Genomic DNA, 15835 nt, shown 5'->3' with positions numbered 1-15835 from the left:
ATATGCCGACCGACACCGCGGCCTCCGCGCCCGGTCCTGCGCAGGGGCCGCTGGTCGCACGTATCCTTAGTAGCAAGGCGGATAGGGGTAATAGCCACAGCGCGGCGGGTAGTAATAAGGATAGGCGACTGCGGCCGCTCCAACAGCCGCGGCTCCGGCAACGGCAGCGCCGCGATAGTAAGCGCCGCGCCATGCCGTTCTGCGGGCGACACCAGCAAACGATAGCGGCGTAAACGGCCGGCCAATGATGTCGATGAAGACCGATGCCGGTCCATCGGACCCCGCCAGGTCGCCTTCGAGCACGTCAACATCGAAAGTCAGCTTGTCGCCTTCAAGCTTCGGTGACTTCAGCACAACCACGGCGTCGACAACAGCCGATCCGTCCTTCTTGAATCCGGAAACCGTTGCGTTCGGCGGATCCTTCGCGAAATTGTCGCTTCCGTTGCCCCAATCCTCGACGATCCGCGCCGTCAGATCATGCCCGGCGGCCCGCACCGGGCGATCCGCAAACACGATGGCATTCGGAGAAATTCCGGCCAGGACAAGCTTTCCGTCCTTCAGGACGGCGCCCTTGGAGTTGAGAACAAACAACGACGGAACGACCTCGGGCTTCGACTGTCCGATGGATTTCTCCAACGGCATATGCTGCTTCGGCTCGGCTGCCGATTGAGCGGAAAGAACCGTCGGCACACACGCCATACCAGCGGCGGCAATGGCGAGAAGAGCGGCGCGCAATATTGTCATTGGTTCATCTTTCTGTATCCTGTCCACACGGCGGCAGACCGATGTCGTGCCCTCTAACGGGGCACCTCGACTGCCAGATCACCGTGTCCCGTGTCATGCTCTCCGCCCCAACTTGGACCATCGTTGCTGGCATCCGGTGAGCACCGGGAAATGGTTTTCATCTCGCTATTTCACGGCCATTGAGGAGGATGTCTTGCCATTTCACGCCAATAGCGGCGCGCTTTGCCAATTCTTGCTGCCGGATCCGCGAAGCCCGTGAAATCGTCGAGCCGACAAAACAAGCGCTCGACAAGATCACGCGGGTTGCAGGCTTTTGGATCGCTGGAGTACGGATGCCTGCTGATCGGGTTTGACGGACGGCAGCCATGCCCCGACGCTGCATCTCCGGTTGCCGGCTACACCCCTCGCATGCGGCTATCAGATCGGATCCTTACAGATAGGCCGTGTAGGACTGGATCCAGAGCACGATATGGGCGATGAGCCCGATGGGTCCCGCATTTTCGGCGAACACCGTCGCCGTGCCCGATGTACCGAGGCGCAAGGTAGAGCGGTCGGCATTCGCTGGAATCGAAATCACCGCGGGGTACGCGCTCGTACCGCCGATTGATCCGACACGAGCGAGCGTCCCTGATACCGCGATCTGACCCTGCCCGACGCCCTCCGGAATCTCCGCGATCCTGGCCTCGTAGATGCGTCCCGGGTCATTGTCGAAAACGAGTTTCACCTGCGCGCCGGGCTTGATGGTGCGAAAGCCATTCTGCGAAAACACACCGACAATGGAAACGTCCGACTCTATGATAAATGACATCGCCGCACGCGCCTGCAGGGCGCGGGCACCAACCGCGAGCGCCACGACGCTAGCGTAGCCGTCCGACGGTGCCTTGACCGTCGTCTGCTCAAGCTCCCATTTTGCGTCATCGAGCTGTGCGCGAGTCTGCAGCACGGTTGTGTTGACACCGCCGATCGACGATTCGAACGAGGCCTTTGCGCTCTGCTGCTGCGCCTCTGCGGACTGCAACTGGGCCACCGCAATGTTGAACTGTTCGCGCGTGTCCTGTTCGCGAAACGACGTGGTGGCTCCGCTGTTTGTCAAGGAGGCGATATCGTTCAGCCTCTTTTCATGAAAAGAGACCTGCTTTTCAAGACCAGCCACATTTGCATTGGCCTGATCGTAATTCGCCTTCAGCACCTCGGCCTGATGCTGAGCGGCTATTAGTGCGGCTTCAAGCTGACGAACCTTGAATCGAAACGGCGTCGGGTCAATTTCGAACAAGACCGCGTCGGCCTTTACCGGCACGTTTGGTTTGACGGGGATTGCAATCACCTCACCACTGACGTTCGGCGTCACTTCCACGACGCGTGATACGACCACGACGCGCCCGTTGGGGGTGAGATAATTCAGCATCGCCATGAAGACGGCGAGAATGGCAATGCCTGCAAGGGCAGCGACGGTTCCGGACGACCAGGTCAGGCGTATCAGCTTGAACTTTGAAAATGCCAGCCAAATCAGGACAAGGTAACTGACGAGAATGATAGCCATCGTTTGTCCTGTCGTAGCGGCGGCAGGCTGACGCTAATGTTCTTCAGTCAGTGCCGTTGGAACGCTGTTTTTTCCCTTGTCGAGGGGGCGCGACGTTACTCCCGCTTGGCAGCGAAGATGTCTTGCCATTTCGCGCCAATCGCGACGATTTCTGCTGATTGCCCGCATGCGGCCCCTTCCCGAGTCGGGACTTGTCGTTTCCTTGAACAGTTCGCTGCCGCCGATAGATGACGGGCTGTATTTCTGTCAAACGCATGAAGACACGGCTGAAGCTGCTCGTTCCCGCATAGCCGAGACGCAGGGCGATCTCCGATATGCGCTGGTTGGATTCTAGAAGCAGGTAGCAGGCTGTATCGAGGCGCACTTCCGCAACCATGTCGCTGTAGCTGGTGCCCATTCCGGCGAGATGACGCTGCAACGAGCGCGGGCTCATCCGCAGTTGGAATGCGGTGCGTTGAAGCGCTGCGTCACCGTGACGCAGTGAGGCGGCAATCGCCGCCCGCACCGAGTACAGGGAAGGGATATGAACAGGCTTCATGGGACCCAAGACATGTGGTGTGAAGACCAAACGGCGAGACGCCTCGTCTAACCTTCGCTTTTGCTGGAGCATCGGTGACGAATCGTCGGAGGTCTTGCCATAAGCCGCCAAGTTAAAACCGAAGGGCGCGCCTGCTCCCAATGGGCCAGCCCCGCCTATTCCCCCAATGCAGCGAGTAAATATTTTGCAATACACGCCAACCGGGAGCCACTAACCTTTCGGCAACTCAGCCAGGCCGCACGCCGAAAACGTGGAAAATCGCCGAACTCAATTTCTGCGCGAGAACCCAAAAATGACCGTACTTCCTCTAACTCGTTGCCAATTCATTATTCCTTTCGCTCACATTTGTGATGAGATCGGTGCTCCAACGGAGGCGTTGCTGACCAAGTTTCGCCTTCCGGCTTCTTTAGAGGAAAAGCCAGAGCACTATATCCCGATCCTGCTAGCCACACGTTTCGCGGAAGCCGCACAGCGGTCGCAAGACATCACAGACATTGGATTTCAAGCTGCTCGCCGGCTGCAATTCTGCAACGTGAGCGAAAAGATGCGCGCCATCATCCGCTTCTCGCCGACGCTGTTCATTGCCTTGCAGCAATTGTGCAAGTGGGCGTCGCTTGAAGACACGACCGTGAGTGTTTGGCTGGAGCGCAACGACAATCACGTGAGAGTTTGCAGCAAGCTCGCGGGCGCGGCCAGGATGCCGCATCTTGAGCATTCGCAGTGGCTTCAGAATGTTTACGTGATGCAAATCGTAAGGCAATTTACCGGCCCCCACTGGGTTCCGGCGACGATGGCCTTCGAAGCCCGCTATGAACCGAGCCTTGAGACACGGTCGTTCTGGCAAAATACCCGCTTCTTATCGGATCAGAATTCCTCATGGATCGATATTCCCGTTTCATTCCTGGATCTCCCCAATCTCGCAAGCGAGACACAGGCGGCTTCACATGACGACGGGGTTGCGCCGTCCGGCCACGAAATCGTCTCAGCAGTCAAATTGATGCTGCCGTCCTATTTGGACGAAAGGATTCCAACCCTCGCGGAAATCGCAGAGATGGCCGGCATCAGTATCAGAAGCTTTCAACGCAAGCTTTCAAGCGCCGGGGTTACGTATTCTGACCTGCTTGACGGGGTCCGCTTTGAAAATGCCGCTAAACTTCTGCGCGACACGAATTCCAAGATCATCGATGTCGCATTTTCCTCGGGCTACACCGACCCTGCGCATTTCACTCGAGCTTTCCGACGCTTTTCCGGAGTTACGCCGAGAGAGTTTCGCGGCAAATGGAAGCCGCAATAGGCATCGGCCCGGTGATATGAACGTCGAACGTGGCGGTTTCCGATTGGCGCAAAAATGGCAACTTTGACAACGTGTACCCGCCATAGGATGCCGAACGCGAGACCTCGTTCTGTCGCCGCATGCAAAAGCAGAGAAATTCTAGAACACCGCGCCTCCTCAAATTTGGTGATAATTTCCCACGATCTCAACATCGCCAACGTTGTCTTTGGGCCACCAGCCATGGGCGGAGAGGACGATTTTCTTTCCATAACTGCCCATTCCGCGAACGGAAGATGGGCCTCGGCAAGATCGTCGACCCTTGCCTTGCCGAACGAGAGATCGCACCCGAGCACTTGGTGGGCGCGAGACCCGCAACTGTCCTACGTCGCGGAGTTCGACTCGGGCGTCGTACCTGGGCCATGGTCTACCGCGAAACCAAACTGATTCAGCAACATCTAGAGGACTAGCGCGTGGGTATGGCGAAAGCTGAGGAAGAGATTCGGATTGATGACACTCGTGTCATTTCCATCCGCGCGAATGAGGCCCTCCGGACGCTTGCTCGCCTGATCGGTCGCCAGATCGGATGTAAGCAGTTCGAACCCAAACGAGCCAAGGCGCGCAAGCGCCGCTTTCTCGCCAAAACAAAATAAACTGCCGCTCGTGGACAGCGCCGCAGGTCCATTCGCACGGTCTGACGTCGACGATGTTGCATCTACTCGTATGAAAGATGTCAAAGTACCAGTTGATACCATGATCACGACGACGATCTGGAAATTCCGCCGCAAGCTCGGCGCGTTTCGGCAACGCGCCCGCTTCGAGCCTGTTGAGATCACACGCCATCGTCGGCGCGCTGAGCGTTTCGACTGGATGGAGGCTGCCAGTCGACGGACGTGCCGTACCTCTGATACGGCCGCCGTCGTCATCGATGCGGTGAAGCGGGCCACAATGCCCCCGGAACATGAGCCACTCGACGAACTGTTGAAATGACGTGCTCACGCTATGCTGAGCTTGGCCATTGGATTCAGAAACGTAGCGCTTGCCGGCCGAAGTTCGTGCCGCGACGACATCATGTGCGTGGTTACGTCGTGATTTGAACCTATGAGCTAAGTCATTGATGTTGTTAGGGCCGATTTAAGAAGCAAGAACAACCCCAGCAATCCGTTGAGATTACTGGGGTTTTTCATCAACTTGGTTGCGGGGACCTGCAACCATCTCAAATTGCTCTTCGAGGCCGAGGCCTAAGGCCACGGCAAGAGGGTCGGAATCAGTTAGCCGCCGGCCCTGGGGAGTCTGCGTCGCAAAAAACTCCGCAGCGGACCATGCCGAGAAGCTCGGCGCGGGCCGCCTGATCCTGTCGGGTTCCTCCTCCATGCAATTGAAGCGCTCTTTTGACCAGCCTCGGACAAGTTCCGCCTACCGCCGGCTGAGCAGGATGTTCCGTTGCTGCAGATCCTTGATCCTCGCGGGCGCAAAGTCGAGCTGGCCAAGAACGTCTTCATTGTGCTCGCCCTGATAGGCCGGCACGCCGGGCGACGGCAGTTCCGAGCGGCTGAAGATCCAGGGGTTGCCCGGCATGCGGACCAGCCCGCCGGCGCGGTCATCGACCTCGACCACGGCGTTCCACTCCCTGGCCCATTCGGTCTCCACGAACTCGTTGACGGTACGCACGCGCCCGACCGCGAGCCCGGCTTCACTGACCTGTGCCTGCAACTGTTCGAGGTTCTCGAACGTGGTGATCCAGGCACGGATTTCCGCGAGCAACGGCGCGAGGTTCTGCCGGCGCAGGCTGGCGGTGGCGTAGCGCGGATCCACCAGCAGATCGCTTCGACGCATCATCGCGCAGTAGCGCGTGAACATCGGCGAATAGATCGGGCTCGCGGCGATCGTCAGCCGGACGCCGTCGGACATCTCGAAGATGTGCGACTCGTTCGCCGACAGAGCGATCGGCTCGCCGTCGGTATCAATCCCCGACATCATCGCCCCAGCGCGCTCGTTGACCGACAGCATCGTCGCGGCCATCGACACGTCGATGTGCTGTCCCTCGCCGGTGCGGTTGCGATGCTGAAGCGCGGCGAGCACGGCGATCACGCCCTGCAGCCCGGTATAGACATCGGCATGGCTGCAGGAATCGCCGCGCGGCTCGGACAGCGCCTCGCCGAAGTGATCCTGCACGATCGAGGTCAGGCCGGTCTCGGCCTGCACCGTTGGCGCAAAGGCCGGACGATTGCGCCACGAGGTCGACTGCCCGTAGCCGCTCAGCGAGACGTAGATGATGCCGGGGTTGAAGGCGCGGACGTCATCATAGCTAAAGCCGAATCGCGCCAAGGTGCCGGGACGGAAATTCTCGACGATGATGTCGGCATCTTTACACAGACGAGCGACGATCTCGCGCCCCTCCGCGTAGTTCAGGTCGATGCTGAGATTCCGCTTGCCGGCGTTCTGCTGCACGAAATAGAGGCCCATGCCGCCGACATGGGGCAGTCCGGCGCGGCCGATGTCGCCTGACGGCGGTTCGATTTTGGTGACGTCGGCGCCGAGGTCGCGTAGCGCCTTGGTGCAATGAGGACCAGCCAGCACGCGGGTAAAATCGACCACCCGCAATCCTTGGAGAGGTGCAGCGGACATCATCAATCTCCCTCGAAGACGGCCGTTGCCGGGCCCGACGAGAAGAAGGCATCGGCACCGCGCTGGCGATCCTTCGCTTTCCAGATCATGTCGTTGATTTCGACCTGTCGCGCATCTGCCGCCGCGACGCCGCCGCGTGCCTGCAGGTTCGCTTGCATCTTGACGCCCGCGATGACCTTGGTCGGGCCGGCGGCGAGCTGCCGGGCCATGGTCATCGATGATGCCGCCAGCTCCGCTTCCGGGACGACGAGGTTGATGATGCCCCAGCGCTCGAACGCCTCGGGCGTGTGACGGCGGCCTAGCATCGCGATCTCCTTGGCCCGCGCGATGCCGGCGCGTTGCGCGATGCGCTGCGTACCCCCGAGCAACGGGAGCAATCCGACCGCAACCTCGACCTGGCCAAGGAACGCGGTGTTCGCGGCGACGATCATGTCACAGGTCAAAGCGAGCTCAAGCCCGCCGCCGAGCACGCCGCCGTTGACGGCTGCAACGGTCGGGACCGGTACATCCTCGAGACTGCGCCAGACTCTTTCGAGCCCAGCCTGATCGGTGTGAAGTTTGGTGCCGGTTCCCCACGAGGCCATCTCCGCGCCGGCGCAGAAGTGCCGCATCGCGCTGCGCAGCAGGATGGCGCGGCAGCCGGCTGCGACCACGGCGTGGTACGCGCCGACCACATCGTTGATGAGCTGGTCGTCGAGCAAATTGTGCGGCGGCTTCGCAAGCGTTACCACGCCGACCTTGCCGTCCATCTCATGAAGTACCGTCGCCATCCAGGTTCCCTCCGCTCGATGCAAAAGCCGGCCGGCCCCGCTTTCGGCGCGGCGTCACGGCGGCCAGACGTCTCCTCTTGCAGGGCCGTTCCGTACAGCTCCCGCGGTTCCGACCATTTGAATGTCACGCGTCATAACAAGCGTGACAACGTCAAGCTCTGCCAATTATGATGTCGAAAATTGCCAAACGGCCGGAAGAGCCGTTCGTCGGCTTGTCAATCTGTGCCAGCCGGACGTGGAGGACGTGCCATGAAGCCGATCAAGATCGTGATGCCGATCTCAAGCGATCCCGATGCGCCGACGCAGAGCCTGCTGGGCCTCGGCGCGCTGGCTGCCGAGCTCGCGGCACAGGGCGTGTCGGTTCGCGAGCTGTTTGCGCGGACCGGTCTCGACGCTTCCCAGCTCGAGGATCCCCATGCCCGAATCTCGCACCGCCAACGGCTGGCGATCTACCGCAACGCGATGCGGCTGGCGAAGCGATCCGACATCGGGCTGCTCGCGGGAGCCCGGCAACGCATCAGCGATTACGGCATCTACGGCTATGCGCTGGTGTCGAGCCGCACATTCGGCGAAGCGCTGATGTTCTCGCTCGATCACATCACGATGGCGGGGCCGGCGGTGCGGCAGATCAGCTTCCGGATCGAGCACGGAACAACCGCGATCCTGCGCAGCCATGGGCTCGACCCGCTGGGCGCGCTGCTGCCGTTCGCCGCGGAATTCTGGCGCAGCTCGATGACCGCGGTGTTCAGCCGCATCCTCGAATCGCCGTTCCCGAGCAAGCGGATGATCTTTCCGTTCGCCGCCCCAGTGCACTGGCGCAACTACGAGCGGATGTTCAACTGCCCGATCGACTTCAGCGCCGATCGGATGGAATGGCATTTCGACGCCAAGGTGCTCGATCTGCCCTGCCCCAACGCGAACCCGATCACCGCGAAGATCTGCCACCAGCTCTGCGACGTCGTCATGACCGAGCGGGCCGGCGAATCCGAGCTGGTCAGGCGGATCAGGGCCGCCTGCCTCAACAGTCCCAACCGATTTGCCGGCGCGCCGGAGATCGCATCGCAGCTCGGGCTGTCGTTGCGAACCTTCCACCGCAGGCTGGCGGAGGACGGGCAGTCGTTCCAGTCGATCGTGGACGGGATGCGGCGGTCGATCGCGACGGAGCTGCTCGAGAACACCCATCTGGCAATCGACCAGGTCGCCGAGCGTGTCGGCTTTGCCGATGCGACCAGCTTTCGCAAGGCGTTCAAGAAATGGACAAGCCGTTCGCCGTCCGACTTCCGTCACCCTACAGGGCCGCGAGCAGCAGCATCACCAGACGCGTGACCAGGAGCAGCGACAGTCCAACCGCCAAGGTCACGAGCTGTCCCAAGCGGACATCGTCCGGGTCGACCGCTCCCGTCTGAAGATGTGCGTAGATGAGCAGCGATTGACACTCCACATCAGCCTCGCGCTGTCAGGCGTGGTTACTTCCGGCAATGACGGCATCGGCTGGGCCGATCCGGCCGACACATGAGCCGAACCCGATGCTCGCAAAACCTTCCCGGCTGCAGCGGCCGCGGAAGGTCACCTCGTCGCCGTCCTCGAGGAAGCCGCGGCGCTCGCCGTTCGGAAGCACGGCCGGCCTCGCTCCTGCGGCGGTGAACTCGAGCATGCTCGAGAGCTGGGCCGGACTCGGTCCCGAGATGGTGCCGGAGCCGATCAGGTCGCCCGGCTGCAGATTGCAGCCGTTGATGCTGTGGTGCGCGACCATCTGCGCAGGTGTCCAATACAGGTATTTGGCATTGGATGTGAGAATTGCCGCGGCGGGCTGGTTCGCAGCGCGCATCTTTGCCGTCGAGATCCGGACCTCGAGATGAACGTCGAGTCCGCCGTGCGACTGATCGGCCATGTCGAACAGATAATCGAGCGGACGCGGATCGCCGTCGGGCCGGGCCAGCGCCGCGACCCGGAACGGCGCCAACGCATCCGACGTGACCACCCATGGCGACACCGAGGTCGCAAAGCTCTTGCTGAGGAACGGTCCGAGCGGAAACATCTCCCAGCGCTGGATGTCGCGCGCTGACCAGTCGTTCAGCAGCGAATAGCCGACGATCTGCTGCGATGCCTCGGAAATCGGGACGGGATTGCCGAGCCGGTTGCCGGCAGCGAGGTAGAAACCCATCTCGAGCTCGAAATCCAACCGTTCGCACGGGCCGAAGCCCGGCGCGCCGCCCGCCACCGTGGGCGGACGCTGCCCGAGCGGCCGCCGCACGATCCCGCGGCCGACCTGCACGGACGAGGCGCGGCCGTGATAGGCGATGGGCACCCATCTGTAGTTCGCGGGAAGCGGGTTCTCCGGCGTCAGCAGCGCACCTGCCGCCTGTGCGTGATGGATGCCGGCATAGAAGTCCGTGTAGTTCGGGACGCGTGTGGGCAGATGCAGCGTTGCGTCGGCGAGCGGCGTCAGCAGTTCGGAGGCACGCCGCCTGGTGTCATTGGCCGCGCTGCCCTGTCCAAGCAGATCGGCGACACGGCGGCGCAGCTCCCGCATCGCCACAGGTCCGAGCGCGAACAGCTCATTGAGCGTGCCCCGCCCGAGGGCCTGGCGGATCGGTACCGGGAGGCGCTCATCCGAACCGAGCGCTCGCTTCAGGTCGAAGACCAAATCCCCAATTGCGGTGCCGGTCCGCGGCTGGGGATCGGCCCCGGTGCTGAAGATGCCGAGCGGCAAATTCTGGATCGGGAAGTCGGTCGCGTCGCCGTTTGCCGCCTCGACAAAGCTGCGCCTTGCCGGGTCGTGGGTCTCGTCCAGCTGATACGCGTTGGCCATGCTGTCTTCCAGGCTCCCCGATGTCACGAGGCCGCGGCGGCGAGCGCCGGGCGTTCGCTGGCCAAAACCGTTCCGATCTCGGATTGGATGAACTGCGCCGCGAACGCCTCGCGTTCGCGCGCCGCGCGTTCGCTGCGGTCCGTTACCGAGAACAGCCAGACGAACAGGAAGGCGAGCGGCATCGAGACCAGCGCAGGATTGTCGTACGGGAACAGCGCGGTCGGAAAACCGAAGACGGCGACCCAGACCGTCTTGCTGAGCACGACCAGCACGACCGATGCTACCAGCCCGGCGAGGCCGCCGGCGACGGCACCGCGCGTGGTGGTGCCCCGCCAGAACATCGCCATCACAAGCACCGGAAAATTGCAGCTCGCGGCCACCGACAACGCAAGTCCTGCCATGAATGCCACGTTCTGGTTCTCGAAGGCATAGGCCAGCAGAACCGCAACGACGCCGATGGCGACAGCCGATATCTTCGAGACCAACAGCTCGCGCGCTTCCGATGCTTTGCCGCCGGCTAGCACCTGGCCGTAGATGTCATGGCCGACGGCGGACGCGCCGGCGAGCGTTAGGCCGGCGACGACGGCAAGAATGGTCGCAAATGCCACTGCCGAGATGAACCCGAGCAGCAGCGGGCCGCCCATCGCATGGGCAAGATGGATCGACGCCATGTTCGGCCCGCCGACCAGGTCGGCAATCTTGTTGAACTGCCCGGACGCCGCGACATTGAAGTAGCTTGGATCGGTCATCAGGATCGCCGCAGCGGCAAAGCCCAGAACCGGAATGATCCAGCAGAAATACGCCACGCAGGCGGTCGCATAGAACACCGATTTGCGGGCGGCCGCGGCATCCTTCACCGTGAAGAACCGCATCAGGATATGCGGCAGGCCGGCCGTGCCGAACACCAAAGCGAGGCCAAGCGAGATGGCGGACACCGGCTCGGCAAACAGCCCGCCTGGGACGAGAATGGCGGCCCCCTTGGGATGGACGCGGCTTGCGGCCGAAAGCAGCCGCCCGAGACTGAAGTCGAAATGCCACAGCGCCGCCAGCGCGAGCAGCGTTCCGCCGCACAGCAGCAGCACGGCCTTGGTGATCTGCACCCAGGTGGTCGCCTGCATGCCGCCGACGATCACATAGAGAATCATCAGCACGCCGACGCCGAGCACGGCAAAGATGTAGTTGATGCCGAACAGGAGCTGGATCACCTTGCCGGCGCCGATGAGCTGCGCGATCAGGTAGAACAGGACGACGACGAGACTTCCGGTCGCGGCGACCAGCCGCACCGGCGTCCGCTGCAGGCGGAACGCGGCGGCATCCGCAAACGTGTAGCTGCCCAGATTGCGCATCCGCTCCGACATCAGGAACAGCACGATCGGCCATCCCGTGAGAAACCCGAGTGCGTAAATGAAGCCGTCGAACCCGTTGGCATAGACCAGCGCGGATATGCCGAGGAAGGCCGCCGCCGACAGGAAATCGCCGGCGGTCGCCAGCCCGTTCTGCACCGGCGTGATCGCGTGTCCGGCGGTGTAGAAGCCGGCCTTCGATCCGGTGCTGCCGGCCGATCGCCAGGTGATGCCGAGCGTGACGGCAACGATCATGAGGAACATTGCGACCGCGATCCAGTCGGGCCCGCGCGCCCCTGCAGTGGACACTCCCTGGGCCGCCGCGGCATACGGAAACGCCACGCACAGCGTGATCAACAGCGATCTGGCGATCATCGGCCGAGCTCCCGCTTGACGCTGCGCGCGAGTTCGTCGAAACGCGCGTTTGATCGCTGAACATAGAAGCCCGTGAAGGCGATGATCGCCGCGACCATGAGAAGCGCGAGCGCGAAGCCGAGCGGCATCGCGCTGCCGGCAAAACTCGCGCCGAGCGCGGCTTTCGCGGTCGAGATCAGGGCGATGAAGCCGAAGAACATGAGCAGCGTCAGAATGGACAGACCCCATCGCAGCCGCGCGCGTCCCGAGACGAGCTCCCTGAACGCGGCATCGGCAAGGATTTCTCGCGTGCGGTCCGGCGACAGTTGCAGCATCCGATTCCTCCCTCGGAGACATCTTCTGATCGCCGTGCCCATCCGCGCGCGTTACGCCGCTTAGATTCAAGACTCGGGGTGTCTCCTCTCCAGGGTCCGAGCATTAGAATCCGGACCCCATCCGGCAAGGTGATATCATGCCAAACTCCGGGTGATTTCATGCCATGCCGGGTGGGCCGCTATCGTTGCCCGATCGCCTGTCTCGAACGCGGAAATCAGCTATGAGACCGCGGATCCCTCAGATGGAGGGTCATAAACGCCGCCAACGCAAGCGACAGCACGATGCCACTCACGCAAGCCGTCCATCCGAAGCGATCAAACAGTTGACCGAGCACAGCGGTACCGACCAGACCGCCGAAAAAATAGCATGCCAGATAAGTCCCGCTCGCCACGCCGCGATTGTGCTGCGCGGCACGACCGACAAATCCGGTCGCAGCCGCCTGCGCAAAGAACGTCCCGACACCGACCACGACCAGTCCGGTCAGCACAGCGGCGAGATGAGAGGTCAACAACAACGGCATTCCCAGCCCGGCCAATGCCAGCGCCCCCCAGATCGCCTGACGCGTGCCGAAGCGCGCGACGGCCTGACCAGCCAGCAGGGTCGTCACTACCGATGGAAGAAAGACGAAGTAGACGAAGCCAAGATCCATCATGCCCAATGACAGCGGCGCGCGTACCAGCACGAAGTTGACGAAAGTGAACGTGCCGATAAAGGCGAACAGGATGCAGAAGCCGACTGCAAATGCGGCCCGCAATGCCGGATTGCGCCAATGCGCGATCGTCGCCTGCAACGGCGATTGCGTGGTCGGCATCGCATGCATCGGCTGGGCACGCTTGATCGTGACAAAGACCAGGGCCGCGCCGGCGAGATTGAGCATCGCGAAGAAGTAGAAATTCGACGCCAGACCGAACGTGTCGGCGACTGCCGCCGACACCAGGCGGCCGATCAGATTGCTGACGACATTGCCGGCGATGTAGGCTGCGAAGGCGTTGCCGGCATCTATCGCGCTGCATTGCTCGCCGAGATAGGCGAGCGTGAGCGCAAAGGCGGACGCCATGCACAGGCCCTGCATCACGCGCAGGAACGTGAAGGTAGTGAGATCAGGCGCCACCGCGAGCAGGCTGGTCGGAATGGCGAGCAGCAGCAGGCTGACCAGAATGCCTAGACGGCGCTCGATATGCGGGCTGAGGAAGCCGACGACCAGCCCCGCGATCGCCATGCCCAAGGTGCTGGCATTGACCGCAAAACCCATCGCCGCCGGCGTGACATTATAGTGCCGGGTCAGCGAAGGCAGGATCGCCTGCGTTGCAAACAGGTCAACAACCGTCAGGAAGGCGGTCAGGCCGATGACCAACGAACGCAACGTGGCGCCGGGCGAATACCCCACCATCGCGTGCGCCTTGAATGAGGGTGATATCTCTGTCATGGCCCGCTCCACAATAAGGGGGATGTGACGCCCGGCACGTGTGGGGCAGCACGAGACTCCAGGGCGTCACATCCGGCAACGAAGCGCAGGGCTACGCTCGTTGATCTCGTTCACATGTTGTGGTCGTGCGGGTCCTTGCGGACGTCGCCGACATAGAGGATCACGGTTTCCTTGCCGAGGTTCTTCCACCAGTGCGAGGTGCCGAACACTTCGGGGCGGATGTCTCCGGCCTTGTGCACGATCGGCTCGGCGCAGTTGCTGGCGTATTCGACGATCTCGCCCTGCTGGACAAAGATCAGCGCCGGACGATCGTCATGGCTGTGCCAGGGCACGATGCCGCCGGGCTCGATGGTCAGCTTGCGGAAGCGCAACTCGCGATCCTTGAGGTGGGCGGGCTGCTTTTCGAGGTCGATCGAACCGAGCGTGACGTCGGTGACGCCGACCGGCTTGTAATCGACTTTCTCGCGGACATCCGCCTTCATCTTGCCTGCCGGACATTCGCCGGCAGACGCCGCGGTCGCGGCCGCCAGCGAGCCTGCAATGGCGACGGCAAGGGCGATGCCTTGGCGTAGCGAACGTGAATGCGTGGGCTTTAACATGGTGGTCTCCTCTGGTTCTGCCGTGGCCTTCGGGTGTGGCTGGCGATGACGGCACCATGATCGAAATCGCGCGTGGCTTGAAATGCCTACTCGCTCTGGACTCGATAGCGCCGCGCTATCCGCAACCGAGCATGTTCTTGATGTCGGAGGTGAAGGTCGGATAGGCGTAAACCTGCTCGCGGATCTGCCGCGCGGTGATACCGAATCGCATCGCCAGCCCGAACAGATTGATCAGCTCCTGGCCGGCATGGCCGACGAAATGCGCGCCGATGATGCGATCGCTGGTCCTTTCGACTATGATCTTCGACCACGCAATCGTCTCGGCATAGGTCCGCGCCGAGAACCAGTCGTGCATGTCGTTGACGTGGACGTCGACGGCAAGGCCGTTCCTTCTGGCGACGGCCTCGGCCAGCCCGACCGAAGCGAGCGCGGGCACGGTATAGACCGAAGTCGCCATGCTGGCGTAGTCCGGGCTGTGCACCGGCCCATCCACGATGTTGCGGCCGACGATATCGCCTTCATAGGTTGCGATCGGGGACAGCTGCGGCGAGATCGGCACCGCATCACCACAGACATGGACCAACGCATTTGAGGTCGAACGCAAATAGTTGTCGATATTGATCCGGCCGTTGTCGTGGGCAACTTGGCCCGCCGGAAGGTCCACCCCGTCGACATTGGCGATGCGTCCGGCGCCGTTGACGACGCGGTCGGCGAGGACAGTTTGTTCGACGCCGTCATGAACGAAGACGACACGCAGCGGTCCGTCGGCCTGTTCCACCCGTTTGACGCTGACGCCGGTCTTGATGCGGATACCGATCCGCTCGCTGTCGGCGCGCAATTGTGCGACAGCGTCGCTGTCCAGCGACGGCAGCAGCTGCGGAAGGGCCTCCAGGATCGTGACCTCGGCACCAGCGCGCGCATAGACATGGCCGAACTCCAGCGATATCACGCCGCCGCCAACGAAAACCACGGAGCCGGGCAGCGTTCGCTCACTCAACATGTCGTCAGAGGTGATCATGTGTGCCGAGCCGGGAATCGGGAGCGGCCGCGGCTTCGATCCGGTGGCAATCACGATGTGTTTGGCTTCGAGCAGGCGTCCGCCGACGCGGATCGCGTTCGGGCCGGCGAAGGCACCGTATCCCCTGATAACCTCGACATTGCGATGGGCCATCGACCGCGCAAGATTTGCCGGAATGTCCTTGATCAGGTCCTTTTCGCGGTCGATTAGCGCGGCCCAGTCGAGTTTGGGTTTATCGACGGTGATGCCGTGCACCGAGGCGCGCTCAATCTCATGCAGGGCATGGCCGGCCGCGACCAGCACCTTTTTCGGCGTGCAGCCACGGTTGGGGCAGGTGCCGCCAAGCAAATCTCCTTCAATCATCGCGACCGACATGCCGGCGCGGCGCACCGGTCCGGTGACGCCGATCCCGGCATTGCCACCGCCGAGGATCACGACATCGAATTGTTCCATCCTC

15 protein-coding genes are annotated in these 15835 nt (G+C 62.2%); 4 read left to right on the top strand and 11 right to left on the bottom strand.

Annotated elements, in window-relative coordinates; genetic code table 11:
- Positions 1 to 66: 66 nt before the first annotated feature.
- From QJT82_RS33380 to QJT82_RS33370, 3 genes are all read right to left on the bottom strand, one after another.
- Positions 67 to 699, bottom strand: coding sequence for a hypothetical protein (locus tag QJT82_RS33380; protein WP_245288782.1), 633 nt, complete (start codon positions 697 to 699; stop codon positions 67 to 69).
- A gap of 475 nt (positions 700 to 1174) precedes the next feature.
- A complete protein-coding gene (locus QJT82_RS33375; RefSeq protein ID WP_028341973.1) occupies positions 1175 to 2284 on the bottom strand; it encodes a biotin/lipoyl-binding protein in 1110 nt (369 codons plus the stop codon).
- 43 nt (positions 2285 to 2327) lie between these two features.
- Positions 2328 to 2822 carry an AraC family transcriptional regulator gene (locus tag QJT82_RS33370; RefSeq protein WP_080686812.1) on the bottom strand — a complete coding sequence of 165 codons (495 nt, stop codon included), beginning with the start codon at positions 2820 to 2822 and terminating at the stop codon, positions 2328 to 2330.
- A gap of 292 nt (positions 2823 to 3114) precedes the next feature.
- Here QJT82_RS33370 and QJT82_RS33365 point away from each other — a divergent pair, with 292 nt between their 5' ends.
- From QJT82_RS33365 to QJT82_RS33355, 3 genes are all read left to right on the top strand, one after another.
- Positions 3115 to 4116, top strand: a complete 1002-nt coding sequence (locus QJT82_RS33365; protein ID WP_080686810.1) for an AraC family transcriptional regulator — start codon at positions 3115 to 3117, stop codon at positions 4114 to 4116.
- 449 nt (positions 4117 to 4565) lie between these two features.
- The gene (locus QJT82_RS33360; protein ID WP_028341971.1) at positions 4566 to 4745 is read left to right on the top strand and encodes a hypothetical protein; all 180 of its coding nucleotides are present in this window, start codon (positions 4566 to 4568) and stop codon (positions 4743 to 4745) included.
- Positions 4746 to 4845: 100 nt separating this feature from the next.
- On the top strand, positions 4846 to 5082 hold the full coding sequence (locus QJT82_RS33355) for a hypothetical protein (RefSeq protein ID WP_028341970.1): 237 nt from the start codon (positions 4846 to 4848) through the stop codon (positions 5080 to 5082).
- Positions 5083 to 5508: 426 nt separating this feature from the next.
- Here the strand turns inward: QJT82_RS33355 and QJT82_RS33350 are convergent, their stop codons facing one another.
- Positions 5509 to 6720: a CoA transferase gene (locus QJT82_RS33350; RefSeq protein ID WP_028341968.1), complete on the bottom strand. Its 1212-nt coding sequence runs from the start codon at positions 6718 to 6720 to the stop codon at positions 5509 to 5511.
- A 2-nt stretch (positions 6721 to 6722) separates the two neighbouring features.
- Positions 6723 to 7490, bottom strand: coding sequence for an enoyl-CoA hydratase/isomerase family protein (locus tag QJT82_RS33345; protein WP_028341967.1), 768 nt, complete (start codon positions 7488 to 7490; stop codon positions 6723 to 6725).
- A gap of 249 nt (positions 7491 to 7739) precedes the next feature.
- Here QJT82_RS33345 and QJT82_RS33340 point away from each other — a divergent pair, with 249 nt between their 5' ends.
- Positions 7740 to 8816 (top strand): AraC family transcriptional regulator, encoded by a 1077-nt coding sequence (locus tag QJT82_RS33340; RefSeq protein ID WP_028341966.1) that lies wholly within the window; start codon positions 7740 to 7742, stop codon positions 8814 to 8816.
- Positions 8817 to 8946: 130 nt separating this feature from the next.
- On the opposite strand, the gene fahA is transcribed toward QJT82_RS33340, so the two are convergent.
- The 6 genes from fahA to QJT82_RS33310 all read right to left on the bottom strand — a co-directional run bounded on the left by fahA (position 8947) and on the right by QJT82_RS33310 (position 15831).
- Positions 8947 to 10302, bottom strand: coding sequence for a fumarylacetoacetase (gene fahA, locus QJT82_RS33335; RefSeq protein WP_035631966.1), 1356 nt, complete (start codon positions 10300 to 10302; stop codon positions 8947 to 8949).
- Between the two features lie 23 nt (positions 10303 to 10325).
- Entirely contained in the window at positions 10326 to 12020 is a 1695-nt protein-coding gene (gene actP, locus QJT82_RS33330; protein ID WP_051447957.1) for a cation/acetate symporter ActP, read from the bottom strand.
- Positions 12017 to 12334 carry a DUF485 domain-containing protein gene (locus QJT82_RS33325; protein ID WP_051447956.1) on the bottom strand — a complete coding sequence of 106 codons (318 nt, stop codon included), beginning with the start codon at positions 12332 to 12334 and terminating at the stop codon, positions 12017 to 12019. Before QJT82_RS33325 ends, actP begins: the two co-directional genes overlap by 4 nt.
- A gap of 215 nt (positions 12335 to 12549) precedes the next feature.
- Entirely contained in the window at positions 12550 to 13761 is a 1212-nt protein-coding gene (locus tag QJT82_RS33320; protein ID WP_028341963.1) for an MFS transporter, read from the bottom strand.
- Between the two features lie 110 nt (positions 13762 to 13871).
- A complete protein-coding gene (locus tag QJT82_RS33315) occupies positions 13872 to 14360 on the bottom strand; it encodes a cupin domain-containing protein (protein WP_028341962.1) in 489 nt (162 codons plus the stop codon).
- 115 nt (positions 14361 to 14475) lie between these two features.
- Positions 14476 to 15831, bottom strand: coding sequence for an NAD(P)/FAD-dependent oxidoreductase (locus tag QJT82_RS33310; protein WP_035631965.1), 1356 nt, complete (start codon positions 15829 to 15831; stop codon positions 14476 to 14478).
- Positions 15832 to 15835 lie beyond the last annotated feature (4 nt).

The organism is Bradyrhizobium sp. Mp19 (assembly GCF_029952935.1).
Taxonomy (GTDB): Bacteria; Pseudomonadota; Alphaproteobacteria; order Rhizobiales; family Xanthobacteraceae; genus Bradyrhizobium; species Bradyrhizobium elkanii.
Note: the sequence above shows the minus strand (reverse complement) of the source record. Positions and strands in the feature narration are given on the sequence as shown.